Here is an 18,061-nt window from a genome sequence, read left to right as displayed (position 1 = left end):
AACACGCCGGAAAACAGCCCGTATTATTGCGATTCATTCTCACTCCCCAGCGGCTTGCTTCGCAGGTGCAGCGGGCCTAAACGTCCCGCCAAAGGCCACTTCTGGGCCATCCTTGTCGGAGCAATCGAATGGCGTCGGTCGCCGCCGGATATCTGCCGATCCTGCTGTTTCTGGGTGTCGCGCTCGCATTGTCGAGCGCCTTCGTCTTCCTGCCGATGCTTGTCGGCCGGGCGACGGGCACCCATCAGCCTTCGCCTGAAAAGCTCACCGAATATGAGTGCGGCTTTCCCGCGTTCGAGGATAGCCGCGCGCAATTCGACGTGCGGTTCTACCTGATCGCGATTCTGTTCATCATCTTCGATCTCGAAGCGGCCTTCCTGTATCCGTGGGCGGTCTCGCTCGGCGCGATCGGCTTTGCCGGCTGGCTGTCGATGATGATCTTCCTGGTCGAACTGACCATCGGTTACATCTATGCGTGGAAGAAGGGAGCGCTGGAATGGGAGTGATCCTCGATCCGGCTGCGAACCCGCATCCGACGGAAAATGCCATCGTCCCGCCCGACGCGGACTTCTTCAATTCGCTTCAGTCCGAAGTGAACGACAAGGGCTTCCTCGTTACCTCGGCGGAAGACCTGTTCACCTGGGCGCGCACCGGCTCCTTGTGGTGGATGACCTTCGGCCTCGCCTGCTGCGCGGTCGAAATGATCCACGTCAACATGCCGCGCTACGACATGGAGCGTTTCGGTGCCGCGCCGCGCGCTTCGCCGCGCCAGTCGGACGTGATGATCGTCGCGGGCACGCTGTGCAACAAGATGGCCCCGGCGCTGCGTCGCGTTTACGATCAGATGTCGGAACCGAAATACGTCATCTCGATGGGCAGCTGCGCCAATGGCGGCGGCTATTACCATTATAGCTACAGCGTCGTGCGTGGCTGCGATCGGATCGTGCCCGTGGACATCTACGTCCCCGGTTGCCCGCCGACCGCCGAAGCCCTGCTCTACGGCGTGATGCAGCTGCAGCGGAAGATCCGCCGCGTCGGGACGTTTGAACGATGAGCGTCGTGTCCCACGCCTTTCCGCGCTTCGCGATGCCCGAAGGGCTGGCCGATGCGCTGACCGCCGCGCTCGGCGATCGGCTGATCCAGATCCGCGAATGCGTCGGCGAATATGCGCTGCACGTCCGCCGTGAGGCGGTGGTCGAGGTGGTGACGATCCTGCGTGACAGCCTTGGCTATCAGCAGCTGATGGAAATCGCCGGCGTCGATTATCCCGATCGCGCGGAGCGGTTCGAGGTGGTCTATTGCCTCCTCAGCCTGACCAAGAACCACCGCATCCGCGTCCATGTCGCGACCGACGAAGTGACACCGGTGCCGTCGGTGACGGGCGTGTGGCCGGTCGCCGGCTGGCTCGAGCGCGAAGTGTACGACATGTACGGCGTGCTGTTCGACGGCAATCCGGACCTGCGCCGCATCCTGACCGATTACGGGTTCAAGGGGCATCCGCAGCGCAAGGACTTCCCGCTGACCGGCTATGTCGAACTGCGTTATTCGGAGCGCGACAAGCGCGTCGTCTATGAGCCGGTGAAGCTGGCGCAGGATTTCCGCAGCTTCGACTTCATGTCGCCGTGGGAAGGCGCCGATTACATCCTGCCGGGTGACGAGAAGGCGTCGGCGACCCAGCCGGGCGCGCCCACCCCGGCTCCCGCGCAGAAGGCGCCCGAGCCCGTGAAGGGCGAAGCGCCCCCGGCAACGCCCAAGACGACCGAGTCCCCGGCGCAGACCGGCGAGGGCAAGGCCGATCCCAAGGGCGACGGAGCGAAATGATGGCCAGCGCTTACGAAGCTCTTACCCCCGACAAGCCGACCGTCGGCGACGTCGAGATCCAGAATTACACGATCAACTTCGGCCCGCAGCATCCGGCCGCGCACGGCGTGCTGCGCATGGTGATGGAGCTGGACGGCGAAATCGTCGAACGCGTCGATCCGCATGTCGGCCTGCTCCACCGCGGCACCGAAAAGCTGATCGAGTATAAGACCTATCTGCAGGCGCTGCCGTACTTCGATCGCCTCGATTATTGCTCGCCGCTGGGCATGGAGCACAGCTATGTGCTCGCGGTCGAAAAGCTGCTCCAGATCGAAGTGCCGATCCGCGCGCAATATCTGCGCGTGTTCTTCGCCGAGCTGACCCGCATCTGCAACCACATGCTCAACCTCGGCTCGCACGTCATGGACGTCGGCGCGATGACGCCGAACCTGTGGCTGTTCGAAATCCGCGAGGATTGCCTCAACTTCTTTGAGCGCATGTCGGGCGCGCGCATGCACCATGCCTATCTGCGTCCGGGCGGCGTGCATCAGGATGTGCCGCTCAAGCTGCTGACCGACATCGGCGACTGGCTCGACACCCGCCTGCCGCGCCTGTTCGAGGATGCGATCAGCCTGGTCGCCGACAACCGCATCTTCAAGCAGCGCAACGTCGATATCGGCGTTGTCAGCCGCGACGAGGCGATCGCCTGGGGCTTTTCCGGCCCGATGATCCGCGCGGCCGGCGTGCCGTGGGATATCCGCAAGAGCCAGCCCTACGACGTCTATGATCGCATGGACTTCGAAATCCCGGTCGGCACCAAGGGCGATTGCTATGATCGCTTCATGGTCCGCGTCGAGGAAGTCCGCCAGTCGGCGCGCATCATGAAGCAGTGCCTCAGCGAAATGCCCGAAGGGCCGATCGCCAGCCTCGATCGCAAGGTCGTCCCGCCCAAGCGCGGTGAGATGAAGCGATCGATGGAAGCGCTGATCCACCACTTCAAGCTCTATACCGAGGGCTTCCACGTCCCCGCCGGCGACGTTTACGTTGCGACCGAAAGCCCGAAGGGCGAGTTCGGCGTCTATCTGGTGTCGGACGGCTCCAACAAACCCTATCGCTGCAAGATCCGGCCGACCGCGTTTTCGCATCTGCAGGCGATGGATTTCATGATGAAGGGCCACATGCTGGCCGACACCACTGCGATCCTTTCCGCGATCGACGTCGTGTTCGGGGAGTGCGACCGGTGAGCAAGCTTAAGATCGCCGAGGAAATGATCGCGCATTACAACGCGCAGGACGCCGACGCCTATGTCGCGCTGATGACCGAGGATGCGGCTGAGGCCGGCTATCGCGGTGATGTGGTGCGCGACGGCAAGGAAGGCGTGCGTTCGGGCCTGAAGGCCATGTTTGCGCAATTCCCGGAAAACCGCGCCGAGATCATCACCGGGCAGCAGCTGGGCGATTATGTCCTGCTGCATGAAAAGGTGTTCCGTTCGAACGACGCCGAGCCGTTCGAGGTGATGAGCATCTACAGTTTCGAAGGCGACAAGGTGTCGCGCGTGGAGTTCGTTCGCTAATGGCCGACGCACCGCAGATCCCCGACGAGGCGGAAGTCCGCGCGCGCTGGGGCAATTTCGCCTGGTCGGCCGAAAATGAGCCGCAGGTGAAGAAGATCATCGCGCGCTACCCGCCCGGCCGTCAGCAGTCGGCGGTGATGCCGCTGCTCGATCTCGCCCAGCGTCAGGTGGGGGCCGAGACGAACACCCAGGGCTGGCTGCCCGTGCCGGTGATGGAATATATCGGCGCGCAGTTGGGCATGGCGTATATCCGCGTGTACGAGGTCGCGACCTTCTACACGATGTACAATCTCGCGCCGGTCGGCCGCTATCATGTCCAGGTATGCGGCACGACGCCGTGCATGCTGCGCGGTTCGGACGACGTGCTCGATGCCTGCTACAAGAAGGGCATGAAGAAGGGCGCGACGACCGCCGACGGCCTCTTCACGCTGACCGAAGTCGAATGTCTGGGCGCGTGCGCCAATGCGCCGATGGTCCAGATCAACGACGACAATTACGAAGACCTGACCTTCGACACGACCACCGCGATCCTCGAGGATCTGGCGGCGGGCCGTCAGCCCAAGATCGGTCCGGCGATCGAGCGCCAGACCAGTTGCCCCGAAGGCGGCCCGACCAGCCTTGTGGAAATGGTCGGCGAAAATCACGATTATCGCGGGAGCTGGGGCAAATGAGCCTTGCCGATAAGGACCGCATCTTCACCAACGTCTATGGGTTCCAGCCGTGGAACCTGGAGTCGGCGCGCAAGCGTGGCGATTGGGACAATACCAAGGATCTGATGGCGCGCGGCCAGGATCAGATCATCGAGGATATCAAGGCGTCGGGCCTGCGCGGCCGCGGCGGCGCGGGCTTCCCGACCGGCATGAAGTGGAGCTTCATGCCCAAGGAGCCGAAGCCGGGTAAGCCCAGCTTCCTGCTGATCAACGCCGACGAATCCGAACCCGGTTCGTGCAAGGACCGTGAGATCATCCGCCACGATCCGCACAAGCTGATCGAAGGTGCGCTGATCGCCGGCTTCGCGATGCGCGCGCGGGCGGCCTACATCTATATCCGTGGCGAGTTCATCTACGAGGCGAAGGTTCTCTTCGCCGCCGTCGAGGAAGCTTATGCTGCCGGTCTGCTGGGCAAGAATGCCGCTGGGTCGGGCTACGACTTCGACGTGTTCGTCCATCGCGGCGCGGGCGCTTATATCTGCGGTGAGGAAACCGCGCAGATCGAAAGCCTCGAGGGCAAGAAGGGCCAGCCACGCCTCAAGCCGCCTTTCCCGGCGGGCGCGGGCCTGTGGGGTTGCCCCACCACCGTCAACAATGTCGAATCGATCGCGGTCGCGCCGACCATCCTGCGTCGTGGCGCGGAATGGTTCTCGTCGATCGGGCGCGAAGGCAATAAGGGCACCAAGCTCTTCCAGATCAGCGGCCATGTGAACAAGCCGTGCGTGGTCGAGGAGGAGATGGGCATTTCCTTCCGCGAGCTGATCGAGCGCCATTGCGGCGGCATTCGCGGCGGCTGGGACAATCTGCTCGCGGTCATCCCCGGCGGTTCTTCGGTGCCGCTGGTGCCGGCGGCGCAGATCATGGACGCGCCGATGGATTTCGACGGCCTCAAGGCGCTCGGCTCCGGCCTGGGCACCGCCGCCGTCATCGTCATGGACAAGTCGACCGACATCGTCCGCGCGATCAGCCGCCTGTCCTATTTCTACAAGCATGAAAGCTGCGGCCAGTGCACGCCGTGCCGCGAAGGCACCGGCTGGATGTGGCGCGTGATGGAGCGGCTTCGCACCGGCGAAGCCTCGATCGGTGAGATCGACATGCTCCACGACGTCACCAAGCAGGTCGAAGGCCACACCATCTGCGCGCTGGGCGATGCCGCTGCCTGGCCGATCCAGGGGCTGATCCGCCATTTCCGCCCCGAAATCGAGCGCCGGATCAACGAGCGCAGCGGCGACCTCGCGGTCGCGGCGGAGTAAGAGAATATGCCAAAGCTGACCGTTGACGGCGTCGAAGTCGAAGTCCCCGCAGGCGCCACCGTGCTCCAGGCGTGCGAAGCCGCGGGCAAGGAAATCCCGCGCTTCTGCTACCATGAGCGGCTGTCGATCGCCGGCAATTGCCGCATGTGCCTGGTCGAAGTGAAGCCGGGGCCGCCCAAGCCGCAGGCGTCGTGCGCGCTGCCGGCCGCGGACAAGCAGGAAGTGTTCACCGCGTCGCCGATGGTGAAGAAGGCGCGCGAAGGCGTGATGGAATTCCTGCTGATCAACCATCCGCTCGATTGCCCGATCTGCGATCAGGGCGGCGAGTGCGATCTGCAGGATCAGTCGATCGCTTATGGCAAGGGTCAGTCGCGCTTCCACGAGAATAAGCGCGCCGTCACCGACAAATATATGGGCCCGATCGTCAAGACGACGATGACGCGCTGCATCCAGTGCACGCGCTGCGTTCGCTTCGCCGAGGAAGTGTCGGGCGTCGAGGAAATCGGCGCGATCTATCGTGGCGAAAACATGCAGATCACCTCCTACCTCGAGCAGGCGGTGACGAGCGAGCTTTCGGGCAATGTCGTCGATCTGTGCCCGGTCGGCGCACTGACGTCGAAGCCCTATGCGTTCGAAGCGCGCCCGTGGGAGCTGACCAAGACCCCCGGCATCGACGTGATGGACGCGGTTGGCACCAACATCCGCATCGACGCGCGCGGCCGCCAGGTTCTGCGCATCCTGCCGCGCATCAATGAGGACGTGAACGAGGAATGGGCGTCGGACAAGACGCGCCACGCCGTCGACGGCCTCGCCCGCCGGCGTCTCGACAAGCCCTATCTGCGCAAGGACGGCAAGCTCGTCCCCGTCACCTGGGGCGAGGCGTTCCAGGCGGTCGCGGCGGCCAATGCCGGTTCGTCGGTCGCGGCGATTGCGGGCGATCAGCTTGATGCCGAGACGATGTATGCCGCCAAGGCTTTGCTCGCGAAGCTGGGTTCAACCCTGCTCGAAGGCCGCCAGACCGGCATGGATTATGACGTGTCGAGCCTCGGCGCGGTCAACTTCAACTCGACCATCGCAGGGATCGAGACGGCGGACGTGATCCTGCTCGTCGGCACGAACCTGCGCTGGGAAGCCCCGCTGATCAACACGCGCATCCGCAAGGCGGTGAAGCGTGGCGCGAAGGTGTTCGCGATCGGTGAGGACGTGAACCTCACCTACAAGGCGACCTTCCTCGGCAACGATCTCGGCCTGCTCGGCAATCTGCCGAAGGACGTGACCGACGCCTTCGCCAATGCGCAGCGTCCGGCGATGATCGTCGGCGGCGGCGCGCTCAAGGCGGGCGCGCAGGGCGCGACGCTGGCGCTGGTCGGTCCGCTCGGGCTGATCAAGGATGGCTGGAACGGCTACAACGTCGTCCACCTCGCCGCCGCGCGCATGGGCGGGCTGATGCTCGGTTATGCGCAGAAGGGCGGGATCGCGGATATCGTCGCGGCCAATCCGAAGCTGGTCTTCCTGCTCGGCGCCGACGATGTCGATGCGTCGAAGTTTGCCGGCCTTAAGGTCTATATCGGCCATCATGGCGATAACGGCGCTTCGGCGGCCGACGTCGTGCTGCCGGGTGCGGCCTATACCGAAAAAGCCGGCACCTATGTGAACACCGAAGGCCGGGTCCAGCGTAGCGAGCGTGCGGTCTTTGCGCCGGGCGATGCGCGCGAAGACTGGGCGATCCTGCGCGCGCTGAGCGACGCGCTGGGCGCGACCCTGCCGTTCGACACGTTCGATGCGCTGCGCAAGGCGATGATCGCTGACGTGCCCGCGCTGGGCGTCGAGGGGCTGGCCGGTTATGTCTGGTCGGCACCGTCGCTGTCCGCGTCGGTTTCGGGCCCGGTCGGCTATCCGATCAAGGATTTCTACCTGACCAACCCGATCGCGCGCGCCAGCGACACGATGCAGCGTTGCTCGGCCGAACTGCTCCACGGGGTCAGCTTCGCGGAGGCCGCCGAATGACCGCCTTCTTCGAAAGTTTCGGCCTGCCCTTCGAATGGGCATGGTTCATCTCGATGATCATCGGGATCCTCGTGATCGCGCTGCCGCTGATGCTGGCGGTCGCGATGATCATCTATGCCGATCGCAAGATCTGGGCGGCGATGGCGCTGCGTCGCGGCCCGAACGTCGTCGGCCCCTTCGGCCTGCTGCAGAGCTTCGCCGACGGCGCGAAGGTGTTCCTGCAGGAAACGATCATCCCATCGGCCGCGAACAAGGGCCTGTTCCTGCTCGCGCCGATCATCACCTTCACGGTGGCGCTGATCGTGTGGGCGGTGATCCCGTTCGCGCCGGGCGTGGTGCTCGCCGACATCAATGTCGGTCTGCTCTACATCCTCGCGGCCTCGTCGATCGGCGTTTACGGCGTGATCATCGCGGGTTGGGCGTCGAACTCCAAATATCCCTTCTATTCGGCGCTTCGTGCCGCCGCGCAGATGGTGTCGTATGAAGTGTCGATCGGCTTCGTGCTGATCTCGGTCGTCCTGTGGGCGGGCAGCTTCAACATGTCGGCGATCGTCGAGGCGCAGCGCGGGCAGATCTTCGAATTCGTCAACGGCTTCGGTTTCAATCCGCTGCTGTTCCCGATGGCGGTGGTGTTCCTGATCTCGGCGATGGCCGAAACCGCGCGCGCACCGTTCGATCTGACCGAAGCGGAATCGGAACTCGTCGCCGGCTATCAGACCGAATATTCGTCGATGGCCTTCGCGCTCTACTGGCTTGGCGAATATGCCAACGTCATTCTGATGTGCGGCCTGAACGCGATCCTGTTCTGGGGCGGCTGGCTGCCCCCGGTCGATTGGGCGCCGCTCTACATGGTGCCGGGCATCGTCTGGTTCTTCGCGAAGCTGATGTTCTTCTTCTTCGTGTTCAGCTGGGTGAAGGCCACCGTGCCGCGCTATCGCTACGACCAGCTGATGCGGCTGGGCTGGAAGATCTTCCTGCCGCTGTCGCTGTTCTGGGTGTTCCTGGTCTCTGGGTGGCTGATGCTCACCCGCTACGGAGTTTAACCGATGAGCCTCGGCTACATCGTCAAGTCGTTCACGCTCTGGGAGTTCGTGAAGGCGCACTGGCTGACCTTGAAGTATTTCTTCAAGCCCAAGGCGACGATCAACTACCCGTTCGAAAAGAACCCGCTGTCGCCGCGCTTCCGTGGCGAACATGCGCTGCGTCGCTATCCGAACGGCGAGGAACGCTGCATCGCGTGCAAGCTGTGCGAGGCGGTGTGCCCCGCGCAGGCGATCACGATCGAGGCCGAACCGCGTGACGACGGCAGCCGCCGCACAACGCGCTACGACATCGACATGACCAAGTGCATCTATTGCGGTTTCTGCCAGGAAGCCTGCCCGGTCGACGCGATCGTCGAAGGCCCGAACTTCGAGTTCGCGACCGAGACGCGCGAGGAACTGATCTACGACAAGTCTAAGCTGCTGGCGAACGGCGACCGCTGGGAATCGGCGATCGCCCAGAACCTTGCCGCCGATGCACCCTATCGTTAAGCCGCACGCCGTGACCAAGAGAGGCCATTCGCAGCCGTGATCACAGTCATCGCCTTCTATCTGTTCGCCGCTATGGTGATCGCGTCCGGCACGCTCACCATCCTGGCGCGCAACCCGGTCCACTCGGTCCTGTGGCTCATCCTCGCCTTCTTCAACGCGGCGGGTCTGATGATCCTCGTGGGGGCCGAGTTCATCGCGATGCTGCTCGTCATCGTCTATGTCGGCGCGGTCGCGGTGCTGTTCCTGTTCGTGGTCATGATGCTCGACATCGACTTCGCCGAACTGCGCGCCGGCTTTGCCCAATATCTGCCATTCGGCGTGCTGCTGGTGATCCTGCTCGCCGCCGAAATGGTGTTCGCGGTGGGCGCCTGGACCGCCGGCGGGATCGACATCGCCGCCAAAGCCGCGCCGACGCCCGCCGAAGTCCCGAACATCGAGGCGCTCGGCACGCTGATCTACACGCGTTACCTCTACATCTTCGAAGGCGCGGGCCTTGTCCTGCTCGTCGCGCTGATCGGCGCGATCGTCCTCACCCACCGCGTGCGCGGCGGCGTGAAGGCGCAGAAGATCGCGGCGCAGAACCAGCGCCGTCCGGAAGAAGCGATCCGCAACGTCAAGCCGACCGTCGGTCAGGGGGTCGAACTGTGATTGGGCTGCAGCATTATCTGGTCGTCTCGGCGATCCTGTTCGCGATGGGCGTGTTCGGCATCTTCCTGAACCGGAAGAACGTGATCATCATCCTGATGGCGATCGAACTGATCCTGCTCAGCGTGAACATCAACCTCGTCGCCTTCTCCGCCTTCCTCGGCGATCTGGTGGGGCAGGTGTTCGCGATGTTCGTGCTGACGGTGGCCGCCGGTGAGGCCGCGATCGGCCTGGCCATCCTCGTCATCTATTTCCGTGGCCGCGGCACCATCGCGGTCGACGACATCAACCGGATGAAGGGGTGATCGTTCGGTGATCGTAGCAATCGTCTTCCTGCCGCTTCTGGCGGCGATCGTCGCGGGCCTCGGCAACCGCATGATCGGCAACGTCCCCGCCAAGGTGGTGACGACCGGCGCACTGTTCGCCTCGTGCGCGATGAGCTGGCCGATCTTCATCGACTTTCTCAACGGCACCCAGACGGCGCATGTCGAGCCGGTCCTCGCCTTCATCCGTTCGGGCAATCTGAACGTCGATTGGGCGCTGCGCGTCGACACGCTGACGGCGGTGATGCTGGTGGTGGTGACGTCGGTCTCCAGCCTCGTTCACCTCTACAGCTGGGGCTATATGTCGGAAGACGACAGCCAGCCCCGCTTCTTCGCCTATCTGTCGCTGTTCACCTTCGCGATGCTGATGCTGGTGACGTCGGACAGCCTGGTCCAGATGTTCTTCGGCTGGGAAGGCGTCGGCCTCGCATCCTATCTGCTGATCGGCTTCTGGTATCAGAAGCCGTCGGCCAGCGCGGCGGCGATCAAGGCGTTCGTGGTCAATCGCGTCGGCGACTTCGGCTTCTCGCTCGGCATCTTCGGCACCTTCCTGGTGTTCGGCACGGTTTCGATCCCCGAAATCCTGGCGGCCGCGCCCGGCTATGCCAATGCGACGATCGGCTTCCTGGGCTACCGCGTCGATCTGATGACCCTGCTCTGCCTGCTGCTGTTCGTCGGCGCGATGGGCAAGTCGGCGCAGCTCGGCCTCCACACCTGGCTTCCCGACGCGATGGAAGGCCCGACCCCGGTGTCGGCGCTGATCCACGCGGCGACGATGGTGACGGCGGGCGTCTTCATGCTGTGCCGCCTGTCGCCGATGTTCGAAGTGTCGCAGCACGCGCTGACCGTCATCACCTATGTGGGTGCGGCCACCGCCTTCTTCGCGGCGACCGTCGGCACGACGCAGACCGACATCAAGCGCGTGATCGCCTATTCGACCTGTTCGCAGCTCGGCTACATGTTCATGGCGTGCGGCGTCGGCGCTTATGGCGCGGCGATGTTCCACCTGTTCACCCACGCCTTCTTCAAGGCTTTGCTGTTCCTGGGCGCCGGTTCGGTGATCCACGCGATGCACCACGAACAGGACATGCGCTATTATGGCGGCCTGTGGCGCAAGATCCCGTGGACCTTCGCGGCGATGATGGCGGGCACGCTGGCGATCACCGGCGTCGGCATCGTGGGCGTGGCCGGCTTTGCGGGCTTCCATTCGAAGGATGCGATCATCGAAGCGGCCTTCGCCAGCCATTCGAGCGCGGGCGGCATCGCTTATGCGGTCGCGGTGTTCGCGGCGCTGCTGACCAGCTTCTATTCGTGGCGCCTGGTGTTCCTCACCTTCTTCGGCAAGCCGCGCTGGGCCGGGTCGGAGCATATCCAGCATGCGGTGCATGACGCGCACGGCCACGGCCATGACGATCATGGGCATGACGATCATCATGCGCACGACGCGCATGCCGACGATCACGGCCATGCGCACGATCATGGGCATGGTCACGGCCACGCGGTCGAAGGCGATCTGGGCTATCATCCGCATGAAAGCCCGGCGCCGATGATGATCCCGCTGGTCGTCCTGTCGATGGGCGCGATCTTCGCCGGCTGGTTCTTCGCACCGTGGTTCCTCGAGGCCGAGCATGGCGCGGCCTTCTGGGCCGGCAGCATCGCCTTCAACGAACATCTGATGCACGCGATGCACGAAGTGCCGTGGTGGGTGAAATGGTCGGCGACGGCGGTGATGATCACCGGCTTGTTGATCGCGCTGTGGGCCTATATCTGGGATACGAGCGTGCCCGCGCGGTTCACCTCGCAATTCCGGGTGCTGTACGACTTCCTGCTGCACAAATGGTATTTTGACGAACTCTATCACTATCTGTTCGTCGTCCCCGCCATCTGGCTCGGCCGCTTCTTCTGGAAGAAGGGCGATCAGGGCACGATCGACCGCTTCGGCCCGAACGGCGTCGCCGCAGTGGTGGTGCGCGCCGGTGCCGCGGCCCGCGCCGCGCAGTCGGGATATCTCTATACTTATGCGCTGGTGATGCTGCTCGGCCTTGCCGCCGCCGCGACCTGGGCGATGGTGGGCTGACGTGATGGGCTTTCCGATCCTTACCCTGATGATCGCGATCCCGGCGCTGGCCGCGATCGCCTGTCTCTTTGCCGGCGCCAGTGCAGCGCGCTGGATCGCTTTGATCGCGACGCTCGTCGATCTCGCGCTCGGCGTGGTGCTGTGGACCAATTACGAGATTGGCGGGCCGCAGTGGCAGTTCGTCGAACATGTCGATCTGTTCGGGCGCTTCGCCTGGGCGGTGGGCATTGACGGCATCGCCTTGCTGCTGATCGTCCTCTCGGTCTTCCTGATGCCGATCTGCATCGGCGCCAGCTGGGAAGCGATCACGAAGCGCGTGCCGGAGTACATGGCGGCGTTCCTGCTGATGGAAACGCTGATGATCGGCGTGTTCGCGGCGCAGGATCTCTACCTGTTCTACATCATGTTCGAAGCCGGCCTGATCCCGATGTACCTGATCATCGGCATCTGGGGCGGTGCGGACCGCATCTACGCGTCGTACAAGTTCTTCCTCTACACTCTGCTCGGATCGGTGCTGATGCTGATCGCGATGCTGTGGATGGTGAACACCGCCGGCACCACCAGCATCCCGGTGCTGATGAACTATGATTTCCCGGCCGATGCGCAGACATGGCTGTTCCTGGCCTTCTTCGCGAGCTTCGCGGTCAAGATGCCGATGTGGCCGGTCCACACCTGGCTGCCCGATGCGCACGTCCAGGCGCCGACCGCAGGCTCGGTGATCCTGGCGGGCGTGCTGCTCAAGATGGGCGGCTATGGGTTCATCCGCTTCTCGCTGCCGATGTTCCCGGTCGCCTCGGCTGAGCTGTTCTGGCTCGTCATGGGGCTCAGCATGGTCGCGGTCGTCGTCACCTCGCTGATCGCGCTGGTGCAGGAGGACATGAAGAAGCTGATCGCCTATTCGTCGGTCGCGCACATGGCCTTCGTTACGATCGGTCTGTTCGCGTTCAACCGTCAGGGGCTTGAGGGCGCGATGCTCGTCATGCTCGGCCACGGCCTCGTCTCGGGTGCGCTCTTCCTGTGCGTCGGCATCATCTACGATCGCCTGCACACGCGTGAGATTGCGCGCTATGGCGGCCTGGCGACGAACATGCCGAAATATGCATTGTTCTTCCTGCTGTTCACGATGGCGTCGGTCGGCCTGCCGGGCACCAGCAATTTCGTGGGCGAGTTCCTGTCGCTGGTCGGCGCTTATGAGGCGAACAGCTGGGTGGCCTTCGTCGCGACGACGGGCATCATTCTGGGCGCAGCCTACATGCTCGTCCTCTATCGCGGCGTGGTCTATGGCCCGCTGACGAAGGAAGACGTCGCCGCCATGCCCGATCTGTCGAAGCGCGAACTGGCGCTGCTGCTGCCGATCGCCGCCGGCGTGATGTGGATGGGCGTCTATCCCGAAAGCTTCATCGCGCCGATGCGCAAGGATATCGGGGCGGTTCTCGCCCGGATCGCGCCCACCGCGCCCGAAAGCGACGCCAAGGTCGTCGTCGGTCCTGTCCCTCATGCTGCTGCGCATGCGGAGGCGCACCACTGATGCCGATCACCGCCTCCCTCGCGCTCACTTTGCCTGAGCTGATCCTGTCGCTCGGCGCGCTGGCGCTCCTGATGGTCGCGGCCTTTGGCGGCGACGGGCTGACCCGCGCGATCGGCTGGGGCGCGGTCGCGCTCTTCGCCGCCGCCGGCTTCTCGCTCACCGGCCCCGCCGGCAATGGCGGGCCGGGCTTTGACGGCCTCTACATCGCCGACAGCTTCTCCAGCTTCGCCAAGATCCTGATCTACATCGCGGCCGCCGCCTCGATCCTGATCGCACCGGGCTTCTTCGCGCGCACCGGGCAGCTGCGGGCCGAATATCCGATCCTCATCCTGCTCTCCGCCGTCGGCATGGGCATGATGGTGTCGGCGAACGACCTGCTGACGCTCTATGTCGGCCTCGAACTCCAGTCGCTCTCGGCCTATGTCCTCGCCAGCTTCATGCGCCGCGACAGCCGTTCGGCCGAAGCGGGCCTGAAGTACTTTGTCCTCGGCGCGCTCGCCTCGGGCATCCTGCTCTACGGCATCTCGCTGCTCTACGGCTTCACGGGCACGACCCTGTTCGCCGGCATCGCGGACTCGCTGGCCACCGGCATTTCGACCGGCGAGATGTTCGGCATGGTCTTCATCTTCGCGGGCCTCGCCTTCAAGATTTCGGCGGTGCCGTTCCACATGTGGACCCCCGACGTGTACGAAGGCGCGCCGACCCCGGTGACCGCCTTCTTCGCCTCGGCCCCCAAGGTCGCCGGCATGGCGCTGCTGATGCGCGTCGCGGTCGATGCGATGGGTTCGGGCACCGATGCGTGGCGTCAGATCGTGATCTTCTCGGCGCTCGCCTCGACGATCCTCGGTGGCGTCGCCGCGATCGGCCAGTCGAACATCAAGCGCCTGCTGGCCTATTCGTCGATCAACAATGTCGGCTTCGCTTTGTTCGGCCTCGCCGCCGGCACGCCCGAAGGTGTGGCGGGTACGCTCACCTACATGGCGGTCTATGTCGCGATGACGATCGGCAGCTTCCTGTGCGTCCTTCAGATGCGCGATGCCGATGGCCAGCCGGTCGAAACGATCGTCAGCCTCTCCGGCCTGTCGCGTACGCGTCCGGCGCTGGCGGCGGCGTTCGCGATCTTCATGTTCAGCCTGGCCGGCATCCCGCCGCTCTTCGGCTTCTGGCCGAAGTTCCTGGTGTTCGATGCGCTGGTGAAGGCGGGCTTCTGGCCGCTGGCGATGATCGGCATCGCGACCTCGGTGATCGGCGCCTTCTATTATCTGAAGATCGTCAAGACGATCTACTTCGATGAGCCGGCCGCCGAATATGCGCGCTCGGACAGCAAGCTCGAAGGCGGTCTGATCGCGCTGTCGGCTCTGTTCGTCTCGCCGCTCGGCTATCTCGCCATCCCGGCGCTGGGCGTCGCCAGCATGGCGGCGGCTCGATCGATCTTCTGATCCGGCACGTCGCCAGTACGGGGTCGACCAACGACGACGTCGCGGCGCTCGCCCGCGACGGCGCGGCGGAGGGCCTCTGGCTGCGCGCCGACGTGCAGACCGGCGGGCGGGGGCGACATGGCCGCGCCTGGGTCTCGCCGCCCGGGAATCTCTACGCCAGCACGATCGTCCGCCGCTTCGCGAGTGATCCGCCGCCGCAGACGCTTGCGATGCTCGCGGCCGTCGCGCTCGACGAGTTGCTGCAAATCTGGCTGCCGGCCGATCGGCTGACGATCAAATGGCCCAACGACCTCCTGGTCGGCGGCGCGAAGATTTCGGGTATCCTGCTGGAGGCCGCCGGCGATGCCGTGGTCGTCGGCATCGGCGTCAATCTGGCGCACCATCCCGATCTGCCCGATCGCGTGGTGACGAGTCTCGCCGCTCAGGGCGTCACGCCGCCCGCGCCAGCCGATTTCGCCGCCGATCTGGCCGATGCCTTTGCGCGCTGGCTCGGCCGCTGGCGTGGCGAAGGGCTCGCCCCGGTCCTCGCCCGGTGGCAGGCGCGCGCGCACCCGATCGGCACCGCTTTGTCGGTGCGTGAGGGCGGGGAGGTGATCGACGGCCTCTATGACGGGCTCGACGCCGATGGCGCGCTGCGTCTGCGCCGCGCCGACGGGGTGCTGCAGATCATACGCGCGGGCGATGTTTTCCTGCTATAGGGCGCGGCGGAACAAGGGATGCACTGACCGATGCTGCTTGCGATCGACGCCGGCAATACCAATATCGTCTTCGCGCTGATCGAGGACGGCAAGATCCGTTCGCGCTGGCGGATCGCTACCGATGCGCGCCGCACGGCCGACGAATATGCCGTCTGGCTGCACCAGCTCCTCGCGCTCGAAGGGCTGGGTCGCGACGCGATCGACGCGGTGATCGTCGCGACCGTCGTGCCCCGCGCGCTCCACAATCTGGAGGTGCTGGCGCAGAAATATTTTGGGGTCGACGCGCTGATTGCGGGGCGTGCGCCGGTCGAATGGGGCATCACCCTCGACGTCGCCGAGCCGCAGAGCGTGGGCGCCGATCGCGCGGTCAACGTCATCGCGGCGCACAGCCTGCATCCGGGCGACCTGATCGTGATCGATTTCGGCACCGCGACCACCTTCGACGTGGTCGATTATAACGGCGCCTATAAGGGCGGGATTATCGCGCCGGGGATCAACCTGTCGCTCGACGCGCTCGTCGCCGCCGCGGCCAAGCTGCCGCGCATCGCGATCGAGGCGCCGGAAAGCGACAGCGTCGTCGGCCGCACCACGCAGGATCAGATGCTGATCGGCATCTATTTCGGCTATATCGCGATGATCGAAGGGCTGGTCACGCGGATGAAAATCGAGGTCGGCCGCCCCGTAAAGGTCATCGCCACCGGCGGCCTCGCCACCCTTTTCGAACGCCACAGCGATGCGTTCGACAGCATCGAGCCCGATCTGACGATCCAGGGGCTCGGCATCATGTACGACCGCCTGAAGGCGGCCAAATAACAGAATTGGACAATTTTCTAAGTGACTACACCCGGTAACGAACTGCTCTTCCTCGCCCTTGGCGGCTCGGGGGAGATCGGCATGAACGTCAATCTCTACGGCTGTCAGGGCAAGTGGGTGATGGTCGATCTCGGCCTCACCTTCTCCGATCCCGGCTATCCCGGCGTCGAACTGATCCTGCCCGATCTCGCCTTCATCGAGGAACGGCGCGACGACCTGCTCGGCATCGTGCTGACGCACGGGCATGAGGATCATATCGGCGCGATTCCCTATCTCGCCGCCGATCTGGGCGTGCCGCTCTACGCGACCAAGTTCACCGCAGGCCTGATCCGCGGCAAGCTGGACGAGGAAGGGATCGCCGATCAGGTCGATCTCCACATCGTGCCTGAGGAGGAGAGCTTCCAGCTCGGGCCGTTCGGCTTCACCTACGTCCCGCTCGCCCATTCGATTCCGGAGGGCAATGCCGTCCTGATCGACACGCCGCACGGCCGCATCTTCCACACCGGCGACTGGAAGATCGACGAAAAGCCCCAGCTCGGCACCCCATCGACCGCCGAGGAATTGCGCGCGATCGGTGACAAGGGCGTGCTGGCGCTCGTCTGCGATTCCACCAATGTCTTCAATCCCGAAGCCTCGGGTTCGGAAGACGAGGTTCGCAAGGGCCTCGACGAAGTGATTGCGGGCTGCACCGGCCGCGTCCTCGTCACCACCTTCGCGTCGAACGCCGCACGCCTGCAGACGCTGGGGCAGGTCGCGATCGACACCGGGCGTCAGCTCTGCGTCGCGGGCCGCTCGCTCGATCGGATCATCCGCGTCGCGAAGGCGAGCGGCTATCTGCTCGATCTGCCGCCGACGATCGACGTCGACGCCGCGATGCGCCTGCCCCCGCGCGACGTGCTGTTCATCGCGACCGGCGGGCAGGGTGAATCTCGCGCCGCGCTTGCGCGGATCGCGTTCGACAGCCACCCGATCAAGCTCAGCAAGGGCGACACGGTCGTCTTCTCGTCGAAGCAGATTCCGGGCAACGAACTCGCGATCGGCCGCATCCAGAATGCGCTCGCCGCCAAGCAGATCGACATGGTCACGGAAAAGCAGGCGTTCGTCCACGTCTCGGGCCATCCGGGTCGCCCCGAACTCGCCGCCATGTATGAATGGATCCGGCCTGAGATCATCCTGCCCGTCCACGGCGAACTGCGCCACATGGCCGAACAGGCGCGCTTCGCCGCCGAACAGGGCGTGCCGCGCGGCATCGTCCAGACCAACGGCACCCTCCTGCGCCTCGCGCCCGATGGTCCGAAGGCGATTGGCAATGAACGCGTCGGCCGCCTCGTCCTCGACGGCGATGTGATCCTTCCGGCGGATGGTTCGACGATGAACGAGCGTCGCCGGATTTCGCAGTACGGCACGATCGCGGTCGCGGTCGCGCTCGACAAGAAGGGCCGCCTGATCGGCGAACCGGCGATCCAGATCCAGGGCGTGCCCGTGGAGGAGGACCGCGCCGACTTCCTTGAGGAAGCCCGCGAGGCCGCCGCCGAAGCCGCGCAGGACGGCCCGAAGGATGAGGCCAAGCTGCGCGAGGCGATCCGTCTGGCGGTGCGTCGCAAGGCGAACCACTGGACCGGCAAGAAGCCGATCGTCGACGTCGCGATCATCCGGGCCTGAT

General features: G+C 64.6%; 18 protein-coding genes. All 18 read left to right on the top strand.

What is annotated here, in order from left to right; translation table 11 throughout:
* Window positions 1-128 precede the first annotated feature (128 nt).
* The 18 genes from ndhC (at window position 129) to EOD43_RS00465 (ending at window position 18,060) form a co-directional block, all read left to right on the top strand.
* Window positions 129-506, top strand: coding sequence for an NADH-quinone oxidoreductase subunit A (gene ndhC, locus EOD43_RS00550; RefSeq protein WP_127740079.1), 378 nt, complete (start codon window positions 129-131; stop codon window positions 504-506).
* Window positions 497-1,054: a NuoB/complex I 20 kDa subunit family protein gene (locus EOD43_RS00545; RefSeq protein WP_127740077.1), complete on the top strand. Its 558-nt coding sequence runs from the start codon at window positions 497-499 to the stop codon at window positions 1,052-1,054. The genes ndhC and EOD43_RS00545 overlap by 10 nt, the downstream gene beginning before the upstream one ends.
* 5 nt (window positions 1,055-1,059) lie before the next feature.
* On the top strand, window positions 1,060-1,821 hold the full coding sequence (locus tag EOD43_RS00540) for an NADH-quinone oxidoreductase subunit C (protein WP_420822445.1): 762 nt from the start codon (window positions 1,060-1,062) through the stop codon (window positions 1,819-1,821).
* Entirely contained in the window at window positions 1,821-3,044 is a 1,224-nt protein-coding gene (locus EOD43_RS00535) for an NADH-quinone oxidoreductase subunit D (RefSeq protein WP_206363530.1), read from the top strand. Before EOD43_RS00540 ends, EOD43_RS00535 begins: the two co-directional genes overlap by 1 nt.
* A 23-nt stretch (window positions 3,045-3,067) precedes the next feature.
* Window positions 3,068-3,373 (top strand): nuclear transport factor 2 family protein, encoded by a 306-nt coding sequence (locus EOD43_RS00530; RefSeq protein WP_127744555.1) that lies wholly within the window; start codon window positions 3,068-3,070, stop codon window positions 3,371-3,373.
* Window positions 3,373-4,044: a complex I 24 kDa subunit family protein gene (locus EOD43_RS00525; RefSeq protein ID WP_127740072.1), complete on the top strand. Its 672-nt coding sequence runs from the start codon at window positions 3,373-3,375 to the stop codon at window positions 4,042-4,044. Before EOD43_RS00530 ends, EOD43_RS00525 begins: the two co-directional genes overlap by 1 nt.
* Window positions 4,041-5,336, top strand: coding sequence for an NADH-quinone oxidoreductase subunit NuoF (nuoF, locus tag EOD43_RS00520; protein WP_127740070.1), 1,296 nt, complete (start codon window positions 4,041-4,043; stop codon window positions 5,334-5,336). The genes EOD43_RS00525 and nuoF overlap by 4 nt, the downstream gene beginning before the upstream one ends.
* 6 nt (window positions 5,337-5,342) lie before the next feature.
* The gene (gene nuoG / locus EOD43_RS00515) at window positions 5,343-7,343 is read left to right on the top strand and encodes an NADH-quinone oxidoreductase subunit NuoG (RefSeq protein ID WP_127740068.1); all 2,001 of its coding nucleotides are present in this window, start codon (window positions 5,343-5,345) and stop codon (window positions 7,341-7,343) included.
* Window positions 7,340-8,386 carry an NADH-quinone oxidoreductase subunit NuoH gene (gene nuoH, locus EOD43_RS00510; RefSeq protein WP_127740066.1) on the top strand — a complete coding sequence of 349 codons (1,047 nt, stop codon included), beginning with the start codon at window positions 7,340-7,342 and terminating at the stop codon, window positions 8,384-8,386. Before nuoG ends, nuoH begins: the two co-directional genes overlap by 4 nt.
* A 3-nt stretch (window positions 8,387-8,389) precedes the next feature.
* A complete protein-coding gene (gene nuoI, locus EOD43_RS00505; RefSeq protein ID WP_127740064.1) occupies window positions 8,390-8,875 on the top strand; it encodes an NADH-quinone oxidoreductase subunit NuoI in 486 nt (161 codons plus the stop codon).
* Between the two features lie 36 nt (window positions 8,876-8,911).
* Window positions 8,912-9,523, top strand: coding sequence for an NADH-quinone oxidoreductase subunit J (locus tag EOD43_RS00500; RefSeq protein ID WP_127740062.1), 612 nt, complete (start codon window positions 8,912-8,914; stop codon window positions 9,521-9,523).
* Window positions 9,520-9,825, top strand: a complete 306-nt coding sequence (gene nuoK, locus EOD43_RS00495) for an NADH-quinone oxidoreductase subunit NuoK (protein WP_127740060.1) — start codon at window positions 9,520-9,522, stop codon at window positions 9,823-9,825. Before EOD43_RS00500 ends, nuoK begins: the two co-directional genes overlap by 4 nt.
* A 7-nt stretch (window positions 9,826-9,832) precedes the next feature.
* The gene (nuoL, locus tag EOD43_RS00490) at window positions 9,833-11,920 is read left to right on the top strand and encodes an NADH-quinone oxidoreductase subunit L (protein WP_127740058.1); all 2,088 of its coding nucleotides are present in this window, start codon (window positions 9,833-9,835) and stop codon (window positions 11,918-11,920) included.
* A gap of 4 nt (window positions 11,921-11,924) precedes the next feature.
* Complete coding sequence (locus EOD43_RS00485) at window positions 11,925-13,448, top strand: NADH-quinone oxidoreductase subunit M (RefSeq protein ID WP_476712812.1); 1,524 nt, start codon at window positions 11,925-11,927, stop codon at window positions 13,446-13,448.
* Window positions 13,448-14,887 carry an NADH-quinone oxidoreductase subunit NuoN gene (nuoN, locus tag EOD43_RS00480; protein WP_127740054.1) on the top strand — a complete coding sequence of 480 codons (1,440 nt, stop codon included), beginning with the start codon at window positions 13,448-13,450 and terminating at the stop codon, window positions 14,885-14,887. The genes EOD43_RS00485 and nuoN overlap by 1 nt, the downstream gene beginning before the upstream one ends.
* Window positions 14,884-15,585 (top strand): biotin--[acetyl-CoA-carboxylase] ligase, encoded by a 702-nt coding sequence (locus EOD43_RS00475; RefSeq protein ID WP_127740052.1) that lies wholly within the window; start codon window positions 14,884-14,886, stop codon window positions 15,583-15,585. Before nuoN ends, EOD43_RS00475 begins: the two co-directional genes overlap by 4 nt.
* Window positions 15,586-15,615: 30 nt before the next feature.
* Window positions 15,616-16,398: a type III pantothenate kinase gene (locus EOD43_RS00470; RefSeq protein ID WP_127740050.1), complete on the top strand. Its 783-nt coding sequence runs from the start codon at window positions 15,616-15,618 to the stop codon at window positions 16,396-16,398.
* Between the two features lie 81 nt (window positions 16,399-16,479).
* Window positions 16,480-18,060 carry a ribonuclease J gene (locus tag EOD43_RS00465; protein ID WP_127744554.1) on the top strand — a complete coding sequence of 527 codons (1,581 nt, stop codon included), beginning with the start codon at window positions 16,480-16,482 and terminating at the stop codon, window positions 18,058-18,060.
* Window position 18,061: the final 1 nt, after the last annotated feature.

This window comes from Sphingomonas crocodyli, assembly GCF_004005865.1.
In the GTDB taxonomy this organism is placed as follows: domain Bacteria; phylum Pseudomonadota; class Alphaproteobacteria; order Sphingomonadales; family Sphingomonadaceae; genus Rhizorhabdus; species Rhizorhabdus crocodyli.
Note: the sequence above shows the minus strand (reverse complement) of the source record. Positions and strands in the feature narration are given on the sequence as shown.